Here is a 15642-nt window from a genome sequence, read left to right on the forward strand (position 1 = left end):
AATAGGTGAAATGCATTCTGCTAATAGTCAAAACGCATGCGAGGGCGGAATCGCGGTTCCGGCACCTCTTCTGCTTGGCTGTTCTCCGGTTGTGCGGGCACTCGGTTGGTCAGCTCCGCCTGCCGGGTATGGTCGTCCTGCTCAATGGCTGCCTGTTCATCCTCATGCCCGTCAGCTTCCGCCTGCCCGGTAACCGTGGATTCGGCATCGGCCGGGGAGGGTTGAGCCAACGACTGCATAGGTTCATCAATGACATCCGCCGCCTTTTTGGCTTTATCCACGAGCCCTTCGCCGACCCGATAGAGTGATTTCACCGTTTGCCCAGCCGTCGACGCCAGGGTGTAATCCTCGTCGTAGTCATTCAGCCCATCGAGAACAGCCAGCACCGGATTGGATTTCCAGAGGCTTCTCAGGGCCTTTCGGCGCAGGAACTCGGGTATTTCCTTGCGCATGAATCCGGTGATATCCGTTCCGCTCTCAATGGACGACGGATCGGGCAGTCCGTACTTCTCCAGAAGCTCCGGTTCTGACAGGCTCTCGTTAATGGCGAGTTCCTGTTCCTCCGGGGCCGGTTCGGCTTGCTCCGGTTCCGGAGGCGGCAAAGGTTCTACCGCTCTGTTGGCTTCGGCCTTTTTGCGCGCCCAGCGCTGCCAGCGTGATTCAACCATTACTGTAACCTGGGTTTCTTGATGTTGGCGGGAGCCCGGTATACATCGCTTTCCTGCCGAATACGTGGATCACCCTTGGCGTCTTCCACCGCGTCCACGCGCACCTCATCCCGGCGCCGTTTCTTGAACGGCTCCTCGATGTAATGCATGTCGACAAATTCCTTGATCCAGGCGGCCAGGGATTCCGGGATGGGGACGGCTTCAACAATGCTTTCGCCGCTGTCCAGGGAGTCCAGAGCCTCGTGGGCGCTGGCCGTAACGGTGCTGACCGCCCAGCCTGAGGGCGACTGGCCGGTGACGTCACGGTCCAGGATGATCCAGACGGAAGGCGTGCTCATATTGAGGGAGACGAGATAACCTTCGACATCGGCACGGAACAGCTCCATAGTGACCGTGCCGGCGTGGTAATCGACCACCTCGCCCTCTCGTACCAGTTCTTTCCAGAAGGCGTCCGGTGCCCCGGGGATGACAGCAACAGGTTTCCAGACGTGTTTCGCCCACCGCGTTACCCCCGGCGATCGGCGAACAACGGCACCCACCTGCAATGCTCGTTTCCAGTGATCGGTTCTACTGCTCATGATGTGTCTCTTTTTGTTATAGATAAAAGCTAGCAGGGCTCCAACAATTATCCAATTGTCCGAAAGTAGATGGCTATGGCATGCTCGAAATGAGAGATTGGTACGTATACGTATAACAACAACGAACAGAGTAAAGTTCCTGATGACATCAAAAAAATCCCTATTGCTGTGCACCTGCGACAAGAGCCAGGGCTTCAATTCCGAGGCCCTTCAGGCGGTTGCGGGTGCCGAGCAGGTCGTCGCGGTAGACCAGCTGTGCGGCAACGATATGAAAGTCGCAGCCGAACACCTGGGCGCCAGCAACGACGTGCTTATCGCCTGTGGCCAGCAGGCAGCGCTGTTCGAGCGTCTGGCCGAGGACATTCACGCCGAGATCCAGCATGTAGCGCCACTGCACACCATCGATATACGTGACCGGGCGGGTTGGAGTTCTGCCGATGCCAACCCCAAGCGGTTGGAAGCCAAGCAGGCGGCCCTGGTAGCTGCAGCCCAGTTGCCGGGGCCCACGGCCCCGGCGAAAAGCATCCAGTCCAACGGCGTCTGTTGCATCGTGGGCCCCACCGAGCAAGCCATCCGCATGGCCGGGCTGGTGCAGGATGAGCTGGGCGTTACCTGTGTGGTCAACGATGCCGGCCCCATCCAGTTGCCATCGGCCGCCTACGACGTGGCCAAGGGCCAACTGACCAGCGCTTATGGCGCCCTCGGCAACTTCAAGCTGGAGTTCGCCGGGCTGCAGACCCTGCATCCGGCCGGTCGGGGTGAACTGGGTTACACGCCGGCGCAGACAACGGCTCGCAGCGAGTGCGACGTGTTTATTGATCTGCGCGGTGGCGCGCCCGCCTTCCCCAGCCACGAGAAACGCAATGGCTATTTCTGGGCCGATCCGAACAAAGCCGGCGAGCTGGAGCGCATTGCCCTCACGGCCCGGGAAATGGTGGGCGAGTTCGAGAAAACCGTCTTTTTCCGGCTGGAAGAGTCCCTGTGTGCCCATTCCCGGGCCAACAAGCCGGGCTGTACCCGGTGCCTGGACGTTTGCCCCACGGAAGCGATCTTCTCTGCCGGCGACCACATCCAGATCGATTCTGACATCTGCGCAGGTTGTGGCTCATGCGCGGCGGTTTGCCCCACATCCGCAGTCACCATGAACGAAACGCCCTACGAGGCGATAGTCAAAGTCATGGACGTGATGGCGAAGACCTATCGCGAGCACACTCACGAATCGCCACGCCTGGTATTCCATACCCTGGGCGCCGGCTCGGAAGCCATCACCTACCTGGCTCGCTACGACGATGGCCTGGCCGACGATCTGATCCCACTCGGACTGGAGCATGTGGACCGTATTGGCCACGCCGAGATCATGGCGGCGTTCGGTGCCGGTTATGCCGAAGTGCTGATTCTGGCAGACAACGAGCTGGATCGTCGGGCCCTGGCGGCCGAAGTAGAGCTGGCCCAGGCCATGCTCAAAGGCACTCATAACTCGCCAAGCCGGGTTCGGGTGATTGATGCCATCGAGTTGTCCGCGCCGGGCGACAACGCGGGACGGGTCAGTGAGCCGGTGCTGCTGGTGGGCGGCCGTCGCGACATTACCCGGGTGACCGCCACAGCCATGGCGGAGAAGGTGGACGAGCCGATCCCGCTGCCCAAGGGTGCGCCGTACGGTGCCATCGAGATTGATTCAGACAAATGCACTCTGTGCCTTGCCTGCGTTTCCCTGTGCCCCACCGGCGCACTGGGGGATCACCCGGACCGGCCGGAAGTGCAGTTCACCGAGAACGCCTGTGTGCAGTGTGGTATCTGCGACAGTACTTGCCCCGAAACGGCGATCACGCTCAAGCCGCAGCTGGATCTGTCAAAGGCCGCGCTCAGCCCGAGGGCTTTGCATGGCGAAGAACCGTTCGAGTGCATCCAGTGCGGCAAACCGTTTGGTGTGGCCAGTACCATCAACCGGATTGTCGAAAAGCTGGAGAACCAGCACTGGATGTACACCAAATCTGATAATGTCCAGCTCATCAAGATGTGCGACGACTGCCGGGTGAAGGCACAGTTCCATGGCGACACGGCGCCCATGGCTGGCGCCGCCAGACCCAGGGTTCGTACCAGTGATGACTACCGGGACAATTGATTGATAGACAGGAATTTCCATGGTCCAGTACACCGAAGTAGGAAAAAGTAACCTGATTGGCACCGATGCGCCCCGGCCACAGGACAAGAACCCCAGGGGCGTGGATCGTATTATTGCGGTTGCCTCAGGCAAGGGCGGGGTGGGGAAATCCACCGTGTCCTCCAATCTGGCCGTGGCCATGGCGTCCAAGGGCCTGAAAGTCGGCCTGCTGGATGCCGACGTCTATGGCCCCAGCCAGCCGAGGATGCTGGGTGTGTCGGGCCGACCTTCCAGCCCGGACGGCAACACCATCCTGCCGCTTCGCAACCACGGCGTGACCCTTATGTCACTCGGGCTGATGACCTCCGAAGAGGAAGCCATTGTCTGGCGCGGACCCATGCTGATGGGCGCTCTGCAGCAAATGATGAACCAGGTGGACTGGGGAAGGCTGGACGTGTTGCTGGTGGATCTGCCGCCGGGCACTGGCGATGTCCAGATGACCCTGAGCCAGAAGTTTTTCGTGGCCGGCGCCATCGTGGTGTCGACGCCCCAGGACATTGCCCTGATGGATGCACGTAAGGGCATCGACATGTTCAAGCGCATGGACGTGCCATTGTTCGGCCTGGTGGAGAACATGGCTTCTTTCATCTGCGATGGCTGCGGCAAGGAGCATCATCCCTTCGGCCACGGTGGTGCCCGGGCTGAGGCCGAGAAGCTGGGGGCACCGTTCCTCGGTGAAATTCCTCTGGATCTCGATATCAGGATCGGCTCCGATGGCGGGGTGCCCATTGTGGTGTCCAAGCCCGACAGTCCGCAGGCCCAGGCTTTCCAGCGGCTGGCCGATCAAATCATTGCCTCCGAACAATACGCCCGGGCCGTCCAATGATCATTGAGTCTCCCCGTTTCCCACCGCTACTGAGCGGCGAGGTTGTGCCCCCGCATACGGATCCTTTCGATAAGGCCGTCAGCCGTGCCATCGCCGGCGTGGATTCCGGCACCATTTTCTATTCCGAGGCCGTGGATACCCTGCGCGCGGCACTGGTGCTGGCGCCCGAGACGCCGTTGGAAGAGGCCATTCAGGCGGTGTACGTGGCCCAGATAGGTCTGGCCGAGAGCCTTGGCGCACTGGCGCCGCCCGAGGTGCCGGTGCAGTTCCAGTGGCCTGACCGCATCAAGGTCAACGGGGCCCTGTGTGGCAGCGTCAGGTTTGCGGCCGATGTGTCCGACCCCAAAGAAACGCCGAACTGGCTGGTGATCGGTATCGTGGTGCCCTTCACCCATCCTGGCGGCGAGCCGGGTGAAACGCCGGATCAGACCTGTCTGTACGAAGAGGGCTGTGTAGAGATAATGCCCATGGCGTTGCTGGAGAGCTGGTCCAAGCATACGCTGTTATGGCTGACCTATTTTCTGGACAGCGGGTTCGAGCGGGTCCACAACGAGTGGCGTCCGCGCTGCGATACCATTGGCAAGCGCATCGAGGAGCCCAGAGCCGGCCTGTTCGTGGGTCTGGATGAAAAGGGGCGCATGCTGTTGCGCCAGGATGTGATGACCGAAACTGTTAGCCTGATTGATTATGCGGAGCACCTATGAAACTGGCCCGAACCCTGAGACTGGACATTTCCGATGAAAACGTCTTCGAGCGGCCGGCACCCAGTGGGGAGTGGGCCATTTCCGGCGGCTTCGAGTTTTCCAACTGGACCGAGGCGGACCTGACAGGCAAAGCCCGGCAAGCCTTCACCAATGGCTGGTACAGCATTGAGTCGGGTGGTCGTGCCAGCTTTGTTGGCGTGTGCGACATTACCGAGCCGGAGCTGGAGCGGCTTCGCCAGACGCTCGCGCAGACTTTTGTGGAGATCTATGGCGCGCCGGACATCGAGGCCGCTTACCCGGTGGCCTGTGAAGAAATCGACCAGATGCGCAGCATGTGCGAAGACTTTGAGGACAACACCCTGCTGATGGTCAGCCGCACCCTGACCGACCTGGGCGTTGAGGAAACCTACCGCTCCCGTGGCCCGCAGGATGCCTCACTGGAGGCCTTTGCGGTCCACGGCAGCGTTGACTGATTACAGGCCGAAGCTGCCGTAGGGAATAAATCGGACGGGGGTGCCGGGCTCGATCTGCTGGGCGCTCTCATCCAGTTCCACCAGACCCTCGGACCAGGCCAGACCGGTCACCCGGCCAGAGCCTTCCGACCCGAATACCTCGACCTTCCCATCGCGAACCCGTGCCCGCAGCATCTCGCTGCGCCCGGGTTTTTTGTTCTTCGAGAAGTCAGCCGGCATGGTATACGCTTGGGGCTCGAACCATTCGGCCCCTGCCAACAATGCCATGGCAGGCGCACCAAACCTCAGCGCACAGACCCAGGCGGCCACCGGATTACCCGGCAGACCGACTACCGGCGTGCCCCGGAACATGGCAAGCGCCAGAGGACGGCCGGGTTTGATGGCAATGCGCCAGTTACTGATGTCACCGTGTTCTTTCAGGGTTTTCGACACATGATCCTCGTCGCCGGCGGACACGCCGCCGCTGGTCAGGATCAGGTCACACTGCTCCGCGCCTCGCTCCAGGGCTGCCTTGACCTCCTCGGCCCGGTCCAGCACATGGCCAAGATCCACGAGTTCGTAGCCGAGTTGTGATACCAGGGCACTGAGCATAGGGCGATTGGCGTCATAGATCTGCCAGTCTGTGACGGGTGCGCCCACCGGCTTTACCTCATCACCGGTGGACAGCACGCCCACCCTTAGCCGCTGATAAACATCAACGGCTTCCACGCCCACGCTGGCAAGCACTGAAATCTGGGTCGGACTGAGCCGGGTTCCGGCAGTGAGAATCCGGTCCTCGACTTTGATGTCTTCACCGGCTTTGCGGGCATTGGCGCCTGCCTTTAGCGTACCGTTCAGATGCAACTGGCCATCCCGCACTTCGCAGTCTTCCTCCAGAACCACGGTATCCGTGCCGGCGGGAATAACCGCGCCTGTCAGAATCCGGATTGCGTATCCCTTGGGCACCTGCCCCATGTAAGGCTCACCGGCGGCGCTGCGGCCATCCACCAGAGGCAGGGTGCAGGGCACGTCCGTTAACGGCCCGGCAAGAGCATAGCCATCCACGGCGGAATTGGTGCTTGGGGGATGAGCCCGAGGCGCATAGACATCACTTGCCAGGATTCGGCCGTTCACCTGTGACAGCGGAACCTCACGCTCCACCTCCACCACGGGATGCAACCTTGAACGCAACCGCTCAAGGGCTTCTTCGACCGGCGTCCAGTTCACGCCCGGGGGAAGGGCAAAACAGTCATTGCGAAGCGGCTTCATGACTCTCTCGCTGGTGGCTGTACATGATCAATAATAAAATCGGCAATGCCGGTGACGTCATTGATATCGAACAAAGGCCCGGAAAAATCGGCGGCATAGTCGCTGGCAACGGCGATGATGTTGGCGTCTTCCCGGTAAAGGGGCGATCGGCCCGATTCCTGCCGGTGTACTTCAATCTTCGGGTGCGCGTGGGTTTTGTAACCCTCTACCACGACCCAGTCGCAGGGCGACAGGCGGGCCAGCAAATCCTCCAGTGAGGGCTCACCTGCGCCCCGCAGCTCGTGCATGATGGCAATGCGCTGGCCCCCGGCCAGAATCACTTCGCGGGCACCGGCTTCACGGTGTTTGTAGCTGTCCGTTCCGGGCTGATCCACGTCCACCATGTGGTGGGCGTGCTTGATCGAGCTGACCGTTAAACCCCGGCCGGACAGTTCGCGAATCAGAGCGGCTGCCAGTGTGGTCTTGCCGGAGTTTTTCCAACCTACGATGCCTATAACGTTCACTTCAGATGCTGCTCCGCCCAGGCCAGATCGTCCGGGGTGTTGATGTTGAAAAAATCGCCCTCGTCAAAAACCACCAGAGTTTCGCCCTGGGCCTGTGTCCACTGGCGGATCTTGCGTACGCCCTCGTTCAGGGCGGCTCTCAGATCGTCTCTCAAAGCGACCCGCCAGCGCCCGAAGGTTGGCTGCGGGAGTCGGCCGCGCTCGGGGTCTGGCGTGGCTGCCAGCACCACCGGGGTGTCATGTTCCGCCAGTCTGGCAGCCAGATCCCTGGGAAAGGACGGTGTGTCGGCAGCCACGCTGATGAGCCAATCGTGGCCCTGCTCGGCGGCCCAGTCCATGCCCGCGAGCACGCCGGCCAGCGGGCCGGGGAAGCCTTCGATGGAGTCCGCCACCACCGGCAGCCCCAGGTCGTCGAACCGGCTCAAATCCCCGTTGGCATTCAATACCACGGCGTCGACCTGAGGGGTGATCCGCTCGATCACCCGCTGGATCAACGACTGTTCGCCGAGCATGAGCCTGCCTTTGTCGCCCCCACCCATGCGGTTTGCCTGGCCGCCGGCCAGGATAACTGCACATTGGCTCATGCAGTGCCTCCGTCAATCATGTTGAGCGCCTTTTCGACGCAGCTTCTTGTCTTCATCGGGTACCTGAGACAAGTCCTGATCGAACACCAGGCGGTGCTGGCCGCTCAGGCAGGTGAATTTCTTGCCACGCATCCGACCGATCAGGGTCAGCCCGACCTGGCGGGCGATGTCGACGCCCCAGGCGGTGAAGCCCGAGCGGCTAATCAGGGTGGGGATGCCCATCAGGGATGTTTTTATCACCATCTCTGAGGTCAGGCGGCCGGTGGTATACAGCACCTTGTCTGCGGCCGCAATGTTGTTCAGGTGCATCCAGCCGGCAATTTTATCGACCGCGTTGTGCCTTCCAACATCCTCCATGTAAGCCAGGATTGTTTGTCCCTGGCAAAGCGCGGTGCCGTGGATGGCGCCGGTTTCCATGTACAGACTGGGGGTGTGGTTGATCTGGTAGGAAAGATCGTAAAAGGTGCTGGTGTGCACCGGGGTGTCGGGCAGTGACAGGCCTTCCAGCCCAGCGATCATGTCACCAAACACCGTACCCACGGCGCAACCGGAGGTGCGGGTTTTCTTTTCCAGCTTGTCCTCGACATCGGTAACGCCTGACGTGCGCACCACCGCAACCTCGAGTTCTTCGTCAAAATCGATCCCGGTGACCGTGTCTGTTTCTTTCAGCATGCCCTGGTTGAGCAGGAAGCCGAGGGCCAGATACTCCGGATGGTCGCCGATGGTCATGGCTGTGACGATCTCCTGGCTGTTCAGGTAGATGGTCAGGGGGCGTTCCTCGATCACGCTGATCGATTTGGCCTCGCCGTTCTCGTCCACGCCCTCCACTGGGCGGGACAGCCGGGGATCCTTGGGATCGGGAAGTATGGGATCAATCGTCATTTTTGCTATAGCCGTTTCCTGGTCGTACTGGAATGGAAGTTGTACGGAGATTGCCAGAGATTAGCCTATTTGGCATTGAGGAAAAACAGCTGCTTTTTGCCAATAAAAAACCCCGGCAATGCCGGGGTTCGATCTGGGCAGGGTAAACAGACGCTCAGTTCAGTCGCCCTTAATCCTTTTGCCTCACTGGGCGTTCGGGAAGAACAGTTGCTGCCCGTCCACTTTGAAGTCGGCAATCGCCTGCTGGCCTTCTTCCGACAGCAGCCAGTTGTGCCACTGGGCTGCCAGGTCGTGTTTGAGGTGTGGGTGCTTTTCTTCGGAGAGCAGCAAGCTGCCGTACTGGTTAAAAAGTACTTTGTCGCCCGAGAACAGCAGCTCGAGATTCTGGCGGTTCTCAAACGCGACCCAGGTAGCACGGTCGGACATCACATAGGCGTCCATGCCGGCTGCGGTGTTCAGGGTTGGTCCCATACCGCTGCCCAGTTCCCGGTACCAGCTGCCGCCCGGTTCCACGCCGGCGTTTTCCCAAAGCCTGAGCTCGGCCCGGTTGGTGCCGCTGTCATCGCCTCGCGATGCAAACGGTGCCTCTGCTTCGGCGATGGCAGAAAAGGCTTCAGCGGCGCTTTTCGCGTTACGGATATCGGCGGGATCGTCTTTCGGGCCAATCAGCACGAAGTCGTTGTACATGACGTCCGCCCGCTCGGTGGCAAAGCCGTTTTCCACAAACCGCTTTTCCCCGGCGGTGTCATGCACCAGCAGGCTGTCGGCGTCGCCCCGGCGGGCGAGCTCAAACGCCTGGCCGGTGCCGACGGCAACAACGCGAACTTCAATACCGGTCGCCTCCTCAAACTTGGGCAGGATCGAGTCGAACAGGCCGGAGTTCTGGGTGGACGTGGTTGAGGCCAGCGTAATGTAGTCGTCGGCCTGGGCACTGAAGGTCAGGCCCATGGTCGTTACGGCTGCCAGAACCAGATTCAGGGTTTTTTTCATCTTGTTCTCTCCTTTGTCGTGTCTTATTCGTAGAGCGAGCGATGGTTCGGTGCGTTTATTTTCTTGGTGGGTGATCAGGCCACGAGCTCTCCGCTCAGGAAGGCTTGTGCCTGGCGCGAAGCAGGGGCGCTGAAAAAGATGTCGGCCGGCGTGTGCTCCTGCACTTTTCCGCCGGCGAGAAACAGCACGTCCCCGGCCAGCCTCCGGGCCTGATGCAGGTCATGGGTTGTCATTACGATGCGTGTTCCTCTCTCGTGAAATTCCTGAACGGCGGCTTCCACGTCCTTTATGGCAGCGGGGTCCAGTGCGGAGGTGGGCTCATCCAGAAACAGTACCGAGGGTGAAAGAGCCCATGCCCGTGCCAGTGCCAGGCGCTGTTTCTCGCCACCCGATAACACCCGGGCGGGCGTATCGGCACAGGCGGACAGGCCGAATCGCGCCAGGGCTTCCCGGGCCAGTTCTGTGCGGTGTCTGCGCGGGATGTTATTCACGGCCAGCGCGTGCGTGAGGTTGGCCAATGCGGAACGGCGAAGAAGAACCGGGGTCTGGAACACCATAGCCTGGCGGGGTATTTCGTCACCGGACCAGGTTACGGCTCCCTCCGTTGCTGCGAGCAGGCCATGGGCCAGGCGCAGCATCAGGCTCTTGCCCGCACCATTGGGACCCATCACCAGTGTGGGGCCGGGGCCGTCCAGCGTGAATGAGCAGGGACCAAAAAGCTGGTGGCCGAGAAGGTTGAACTCGACGTTGTCAAAGCGCAGCGACGGCGGTGCACTGAGTTCGGTCGGTCTGTTAACGGGCACGTTCAACGATGTCATCCCATGCGCCTCTTGGCCGTTTCACTCAAAATGTACGCAGTAGCGTTGATCGCCATGACAAGCGTCAGCAGGACAATGCCGAGGCCTAACGCCAGGGGCAGGGCGCCCTTGCTGGTCTCAAGCACAATGGCCGTTGTCATGACCCGGGTGACGCCGTCGATGTTGCCGCCAACCATCATGACCGCGCCGACTTCCGCGCTGGCCCGGCCGAACCCTGCGAGCAGAATTGTCAGCAGGGCAAAGCGGGCGTCCCACAGGAGCGTGGGCATCATGCGAGCCTTCGACATGCCTAGCGAGACGAACTGCTCGCGATATTCGCCCAGCAACTCCTCCACTTTCTGTCGCGAGAGCGCGGCGAGAATGGGCAACACCAGTATCACCTGCGCAATTACCATGGCCCCGGGGGTGAACAGAAGGCCCAGTTCGCCAAGCGGTCCGGCCCTCGATAGCAGCAGATAAACTCCAAGTCCTGCCACAACCGGCGGCAGTCCCATCAGCGCATTCAGCGCCACAATGACCCCGCCGCGTCCGGGGAACTGCCATAACGCAACCGCAGCGCCCAGTGGAAAACCCAAAAGCGCCGCTATCAGGACCGCAACGAGCGAAACCTGCAGCGATAGCACCACGATCTGGTACAGCGAAGCGTCGAGATTCACCAGTAGCGAGAGCGCCACGTAAAACGCGTTTTCTTCCACAGCTGCGTCTCCTTAGTCTTGAGCATCGTGGCGTTTTTAACTACGCTTTGCGATGCTTGCCGTAAATAATGCAGCTAAAAACAGCATTATGCGTATTAATTGACTCCGGAGGTTCGATGTCTCTGCCTGACTATCTCACTACGGCCGAGGCTGCCGAGTATCTGCGCCTGAAAGAACGCAAGGTCTACGATCTGGTGGGCCAGGGCGTGATCCCCTGCGTGCGGGTGACGGGAAAGCTTTTATTTCCGCGCCAGCGTATAGATCTCTGGTTGATGAATCATCTGGAGGGTGACGAGGGCGTCAGCGCGCCAACGCCACCCGTGCTGGTGGGTAGCCAGGATCCGCTGCTGGAGTGGGCGGTGAAGGAGAGTAATGCCGAGCTGGCGATGCTGTGCCAGGGCAGCGGAGACGGGGTGCAGCGCCTGGTTGACGGTCGCGCCATGGTTGCTGGCATGCATATCTGGCACGCACAGACTGAGCGTTACAACGACCCGGTGACCCTGGGCTTGAGCGGGATGCGTGACCTGGTGCTGATCCGCTGGGCCAAACGCCGGCAGGGTCTGCTTCTGGCGCCGGACAACCCCCACGGAATCGTGCAACTGGAAGATATCGCCCGGCCGGGCCTGCGTCTGGCCCACCGCCAGCCCGAGGCCGGTGTCAGTCATCTGCTGCAGAGCCTGCTGGCCCGCTACCGAATTGATGGCAGCAAGCTTGCCTGGACCGAGCATCCCTCGCTCAGCGAGGACGATCTGGCTCTGGCTGTTCGTCAGGGGGAAGCGGATGTGGGTGTGGGTATTGAAGCGGCGGCCAGGCGCCAGGGCTTGGCATTTATCCCCCTGCAGCAGGAGCACTTCGACCTGGCCATGCGCCGGCGCCATTATTTCGAGCCGGCCATGCAGCGTTTGCTGGCCTTTGCGGGTAGCGAACGATTCGCACATCGGGCCGAGACATTGGGCGGGTATGATGTCAGTGAACTTGGTAAAGTAGTGTATAACGCTTGAACGACAACAATAAGCAGACCATTCAGGCAGGAGCCCTCATGGGTTCGACCATGAAGAAGGTGATCAGTGAAAGCAGCGGCGCGCTGGGTGACATTGGCACATTGCTGCCGTTGACTCTCGGTGCCATTGGTGTGGCCGGACTTGCCCCAGTACCGGTACTGCTGGGTTTTGCCGTGTTCTACATCGCGACAGGCCTGTATTACCGCCTGCCTGTACCGGTACAGCCCATGAAAGCGGTGGCCGCGCTATTGCTGACCACCCAGGTCAGTGCAGAAAGCCTGATTGCCAGTGGCGTTCTGATCGGCGCCATCCTGTTGGTCTTGGGGTCAACCGGATGGATCAACCGGGCGGCCCGTCTGGTACCGGGGTCTGTGCTCAGTGGCCTGCAACTGGGGCTGGGGTTGTTGCTGGCCAGCATGAGCCTGGAGTTGATGGCCACTTCCCTGCCGCTGGGCCTGGTTGTCCTCGGGTTGCTGGCGGTCACCCTGAAACTGTTCCCCAGCTGGCCGGCGGCGCTGATGGGGCTGGCGTTGGCCATGGTCCTCGGTGCGCTGCTGGGTTCACCCGGGCTGCCATTGCCGGCGGATCCTGCCATCTTTTCGATGCCGACATTGCCCTCGATGGATGAGTGGCAGCAGGGGTTCTCTATCCTGGTGCTGCCGCAACTGGCGCTGACCATCACCAACGCCATCGTTCTGACGGCCCTGGTGGTGGGGGATTATTTCGGAGATCAGTCCCACCGGGTCTCACCGGCAAGGCTGTCCGTCACAACTGGCCTGGCCAACCTGTTTCTGGTGCCATTCGGCGCCTTGCCCATGTGCCACGGCGCCGGGGGTGTTGCGGCCCACTATCGCTTTGGCGCCCGCACCGGTCTGGCGCCGGTCCTGCTGGGCACGGGATTACTCCTGGTGGCGATCGTGCCCGGTGGTCTCTCGTTCATTGCCGCCGTGCCCGCGGCGGGTCTTGGCGCTCTGCTCATGGTTGCTGCTGTTGAGCTGGGCCTCACCAAACGTCTCTGGTCCGCCAAACCCTCCTGCTGGCCGGTGATTGGCATCACGGCTCTGATCACCTTCTGGGCCGACCCATTTTTCGGCTTCCTCATCGGGGTGGCCGCGGAGACGTTCCGGTCAGCCTGGTTGCGAGGAAGGTTTAGTGGTGCTCATCAGGATTGAGGATATCGTCCGATGCGGCTGATACACTCTCCCTACCACACCTACCACACCCAGTGAGGGTTCAGCACCCGTTATTCTGAACACTTCATCTTTTGAAATGATATCCTCGTACACCGCTATGAGGGACGCACATCAATCTTGAATGCCGACCTCTTTGAAGCAATCTTTAACTGGAAACCCGGAGCTTTAACCGTACCCATGAGAGTCGTTATCCGTTATTTTTTCCGAACGCTGCGCCTGATACTGACACCTTTCATGCTGCTCAGTGAAAAACTCAGCACGCCGGAAAGCGTCACCCGAAGCGCTGATGACCAGGCCACGGCCAACGAGGCCAGCAAGGATCTGGCGCTATACCAGTTCAAAGCCTGCCCGTTCTGTATCAAGGTAAGGAAGGAAATCGCCCGGCTCGGCCTCAATATCGAAACCCGGGACGCCCAGCATAACCCGGAGCATCGTGCAGAGCTGGAGGCCGGCGGCGGTCAGGTAAAAGTGCCCTGCCTGAAGATTCAGCAAGAGGATGGCAGTGTCCGCTGGCTGTACGAGTCTGACGATATCAAGGCGTGGCTGCAGGAGCGGTTTGAACCGGCCTGATTGCCGGTACTGGTTGGATCGTCCTCGTCAGTTACCCCGCATTATTTCTCGGGGGTGGCTGAGTCCAGGGAAATATCGATAAGTTCATGCTGCAGCTTTTTCAGAAGGTGCAGCAGGCTGACGCTGTCATCAAAACTCATCCCCTGCATGGCCTGCCGGTAAAACTCGGCAATCGAGTCCTGCAGCCGATCCCAGAAGGTCCTGCCAGATTCGGTCAGTACCACCAGTCTGGCCCGCCGATCCTGGGGGGCCGGTACCCGAATGACATGCCCGTCCCGTTCCATTCGTTTGAGCACGCCGTCGAGGTTCTGGCGACTGACGTACAGATACTCTTTGAGCTGATTGAACGAGGTGCCTTCCTCGAAACCCTCCCGTGACAGCGCCCCGAGCACCGCCCATTGCACGGCGCTGATGCCCATTTCATTCTGAACCTGACGCTGGAGAATGTTTCCGGTCTGGAACAGGCGGAAAAACAGGCGGTTGGGAATGCCTCCGGATTCGTTGACGATCATCTGTGCTCCTTTGGTGCCCCGCTGGCGGTTGGGCCGGCGAGGGCGGTTCTCGGCGTCCTGAATCACGGAAGGCATGGGACGCGTCACTTCGGCAGGTACTCGCGGGCGATAATGTTCTTCATGATCTGCGCGGTACCGTCACCAATCTGCAGGCCCAGGACATCCCGCAAGCGCTGGGCGAACGGTAAATCCTCTCCCCATCCGGTGTGGCCATGGGCCAGCAGGCACTGTTTCACCACATCAAACGCGAGCTTGGGCCCCCACCATTTGTTCATCGCCGCCTCGGCATTGTGGGGCAGGTTGTTGTCCTTGAGCCAGAGCGCATGGTAGCACTGCATGCGCGCGGCATGAACGTAGGTCTGGTATTCCGCCAGCGGATGAGTCAGGCCCTGGAAGGCGGACAGGTTCTGGCCAAAGGCAGTACGCTCGGTCAGCCATTGCCAGGTTTCCTCCAGGGATTGCTGGGCCACCGCCAGGCACTGCAGGCCGATCAGCGCACGGCTGTAGTCGAAGCCCTGCATGACCTGCTTGAAGCCCTTGCCTTCATCGCCCATACGGTGGCTCTCGGGTACTTCCACATTATCAAAGAAGATTGAGCCCCGGCCGATGGCGCGCTGGCCGTTGTCCTCGAACCGGGTGGTGGTGATGCCCGGGCTGTCCATGGGCACCAGGAACGCGCTGATGCCGGAGGCCCGTTGCTCCACCGTGCCGGTGCGGGCGAACACCACCGCCACGTCAGCCTGGTCGGCCATCGAGATGGAGGTTTTCTCGCCGTTGAGCACATAGACGTCGCCCTTTTTCTCGGCTTTCAGGCGCAGGTTGGCAGCGTCCGAGCCACCATGGGGTTCGGTCAGGGCAATGCAGGCCACCTTCTGGCCGGAGGTCATGCCGTGCAGCCATTCCTTTGCCAGGTCCGGCGCGGCGTGGCTGGCGATGATCTGGCCGTTCAGGGAGGTCAGTAGAGGAATGTAACCCACGTTGAAATCCCCTTTCGAGATCTCCTCGATGATCAGGCCGCTGGTGACGCAATCCATGCCGCTGCCACCGAACTCCTCAGGCAGTTCACCACCGAGCAGGCCCATCTCGCCGAGCTGGCGGATCACGTCCCGCTCGATCACGCCTTCCTGGTCCCGCTTGCGATAGCCCGGGGCCAGCACCTCGGCGCTGAAGCGGGCCACAACCTCGCGGATCGCGTTTTGTTCTTCATTGAATGCGAAATTCATGGTGTTCTCCGGG

At 60.8% G+C, this 15642-nt stretch carries 18 protein-coding genes; 7 read left to right on the top strand and 11 right to left on the bottom strand.

Translation table 11 applies throughout. The annotated features are described in order from the left end of the window. Positions 1-20: 20 nt before the first annotated feature. A complete protein-coding gene (locus NUW46_RS02015) occupies positions 21-668 on the bottom strand; it encodes a DUF3306 domain-containing protein (protein WP_418141269.1) in 648 nt (215 codons plus the stop codon). Beyond that, positions 668-1246 (bottom strand): DUF3305 domain-containing protein, encoded by a 579-nt coding sequence (locus NUW46_RS02020; protein WP_069182754.1) that lies wholly within the window; start codon positions 1244-1246, stop codon positions 668-670. Before NUW46_RS02020 ends, NUW46_RS02015 begins: the two co-directional genes overlap by 1 nt. A 142-nt stretch (positions 1247-1388) precedes the next feature. Here NUW46_RS02020 and NUW46_RS02025 point away from each other — a divergent pair, with 142 nt between their 5' ends. The 4 genes from NUW46_RS02025 to NUW46_RS02040 are packed head-to-tail and all read left to right on the top strand — an operon-like array spanning position 1389 to position 5410. Continuing rightward, on the top strand, positions 1389-3368 hold the full coding sequence (locus NUW46_RS02025) for a 4Fe-4S binding protein (RefSeq protein ID WP_418141270.1): 1980 nt from the start codon (positions 1389-1391) through the stop codon (positions 3366-3368). Between the two features lie 19 nt (positions 3369-3387). Then, entirely contained in the window at positions 3388-4233 is an 846-nt protein-coding gene (locus NUW46_RS02030) for an Mrp/NBP35 family ATP-binding protein (RefSeq protein ID WP_083231750.1), read from the top strand. Then, positions 4230-4937, top strand: coding sequence for a biotin/lipoate--protein ligase family protein (locus NUW46_RS02035; RefSeq protein ID WP_227514456.1), 708 nt, complete (start codon positions 4230-4232; stop codon positions 4935-4937). The genes NUW46_RS02030 and NUW46_RS02035 overlap by 4 nt, the downstream gene beginning before the upstream one ends. Further along, on the top strand, positions 4934-5410 hold the full coding sequence (locus NUW46_RS02040) for a DUF6505 family protein (protein ID WP_136629941.1): 477 nt from the start codon (positions 4934-4936) through the stop codon (positions 5408-5410). Before NUW46_RS02035 ends, NUW46_RS02040 begins: the two co-directional genes overlap by 4 nt. On the opposite strand, the gene glp is transcribed toward NUW46_RS02040, so the two are convergent. From glp to NUW46_RS02075, 7 genes are all read right to left on the bottom strand, one after another. Further along, a complete protein-coding gene (glp, locus tag NUW46_RS02045) occupies positions 5411-6658 on the bottom strand; it encodes a gephyrin-like molybdotransferase Glp (RefSeq protein WP_305965607.1) in 1248 nt (415 codons plus the stop codon). It lies immediately after the preceding gene. Continuing rightward, complete coding sequence (gene mobB, locus NUW46_RS02050; RefSeq protein ID WP_069182758.1) at positions 6655-7161, bottom strand: molybdopterin-guanine dinucleotide biosynthesis protein B; 507 nt, start codon at positions 7159-7161, stop codon at positions 6655-6657. The genes glp and mobB overlap by 4 nt, the downstream gene beginning before the upstream one ends. Next, entirely contained in the window at positions 7158-7745 is a 588-nt protein-coding gene (mobA, locus tag NUW46_RS02055; protein ID WP_418141271.1) for a molybdenum cofactor guanylyltransferase MobA, read from the bottom strand. Before mobA ends, mobB begins: the two co-directional genes overlap by 4 nt. 12 nt (positions 7746-7757) lie before the next feature. Then, positions 7758-8627 carry a formate dehydrogenase accessory sulfurtransferase FdhD gene (locus NUW46_RS02060; RefSeq protein ID WP_418141272.1) on the bottom strand — a complete coding sequence of 290 codons (870 nt, stop codon included), beginning with the start codon at positions 8625-8627 and terminating at the stop codon, positions 7758-7760. Positions 8628-8810: 183 nt separating this feature from the next. Next, positions 8811-9617 (bottom strand): substrate-binding domain-containing protein, encoded by an 807-nt coding sequence (locus tag NUW46_RS02065; protein ID WP_418141273.1) that lies wholly within the window; start codon positions 9615-9617, stop codon positions 8811-8813. Between the two features lie 74 nt (positions 9618-9691). Beyond that, positions 9692-10435 carry an ATP-binding cassette domain-containing protein gene (locus tag NUW46_RS02070; RefSeq protein ID WP_418141274.1) on the bottom strand — a complete coding sequence of 248 codons (744 nt, stop codon included), beginning with the start codon at positions 10433-10435 and terminating at the stop codon, positions 9692-9694. After that, entirely contained in the window at positions 10432-11130 is a 699-nt protein-coding gene (locus tag NUW46_RS02075; RefSeq protein ID WP_296936641.1) for an ABC transporter permease, read from the bottom strand. Before NUW46_RS02075 ends, NUW46_RS02070 begins: the two co-directional genes overlap by 4 nt. A 116-nt stretch (positions 11131-11246) precedes the next feature. Here NUW46_RS02075 and NUW46_RS02080 point away from each other — a divergent pair, with 116 nt between their 5' ends. The 3 genes from NUW46_RS02080 (at position 11247) to NUW46_RS02090 (ending at position 13894) form a co-directional block, all read left to right on the top strand. Continuing rightward, on the top strand, positions 11247-12131 hold the full coding sequence (locus tag NUW46_RS02080; RefSeq protein WP_418141275.1) for a substrate-binding domain-containing protein: 885 nt from the start codon (positions 11247-11249) through the stop codon (positions 12129-12131). A 38-nt stretch (positions 12132-12169) separates the two neighbouring features. Next, positions 12170-13303: a putative sulfate/molybdate transporter gene (locus NUW46_RS02085; protein ID WP_418141276.1), complete on the top strand. Its 1134-nt coding sequence runs from the start codon at positions 12170-12172 to the stop codon at positions 13301-13303. Positions 13304-13501: 198 nt separating this feature from the next. After that, positions 13502-13894, top strand: a complete 393-nt coding sequence (locus NUW46_RS02090; protein WP_418141277.1) for a glutaredoxin family protein — start codon at positions 13502-13504, stop codon at positions 13892-13894. Positions 13895-13935: 41 nt separating this feature from the next. On the opposite strand, the gene NUW46_RS02095 is transcribed toward NUW46_RS02090, so the two are convergent. Both NUW46_RS02095 and aliB read right to left on the bottom strand, forming a co-directional pair. Then, positions 13936-14481 (bottom strand): MarR family winged helix-turn-helix transcriptional regulator, encoded by a 546-nt coding sequence (locus tag NUW46_RS02095; protein ID WP_418141278.1) that lies wholly within the window; start codon positions 14479-14481, stop codon positions 13936-13938. 8 nt (positions 14482-14489) lie between these two features. Beyond that, positions 14490-15629 (bottom strand): cyclohexanecarboxyl-CoA dehydrogenase, encoded by a 1140-nt coding sequence (gene aliB, locus NUW46_RS02100; protein ID WP_418141279.1) that lies wholly within the window; start codon positions 15627-15629, stop codon positions 14490-14492. Between the last annotated feature and the right edge of the window lie 13 nt (positions 15630-15642).

Source organism: Marinobacter sp. MA, assembly GCF_048298425.1.
Classification (GTDB): domain Bacteria; phylum Pseudomonadota; class Gammaproteobacteria; order Pseudomonadales; family Oleiphilaceae; genus Marinobacter; species Marinobacter salsuginis.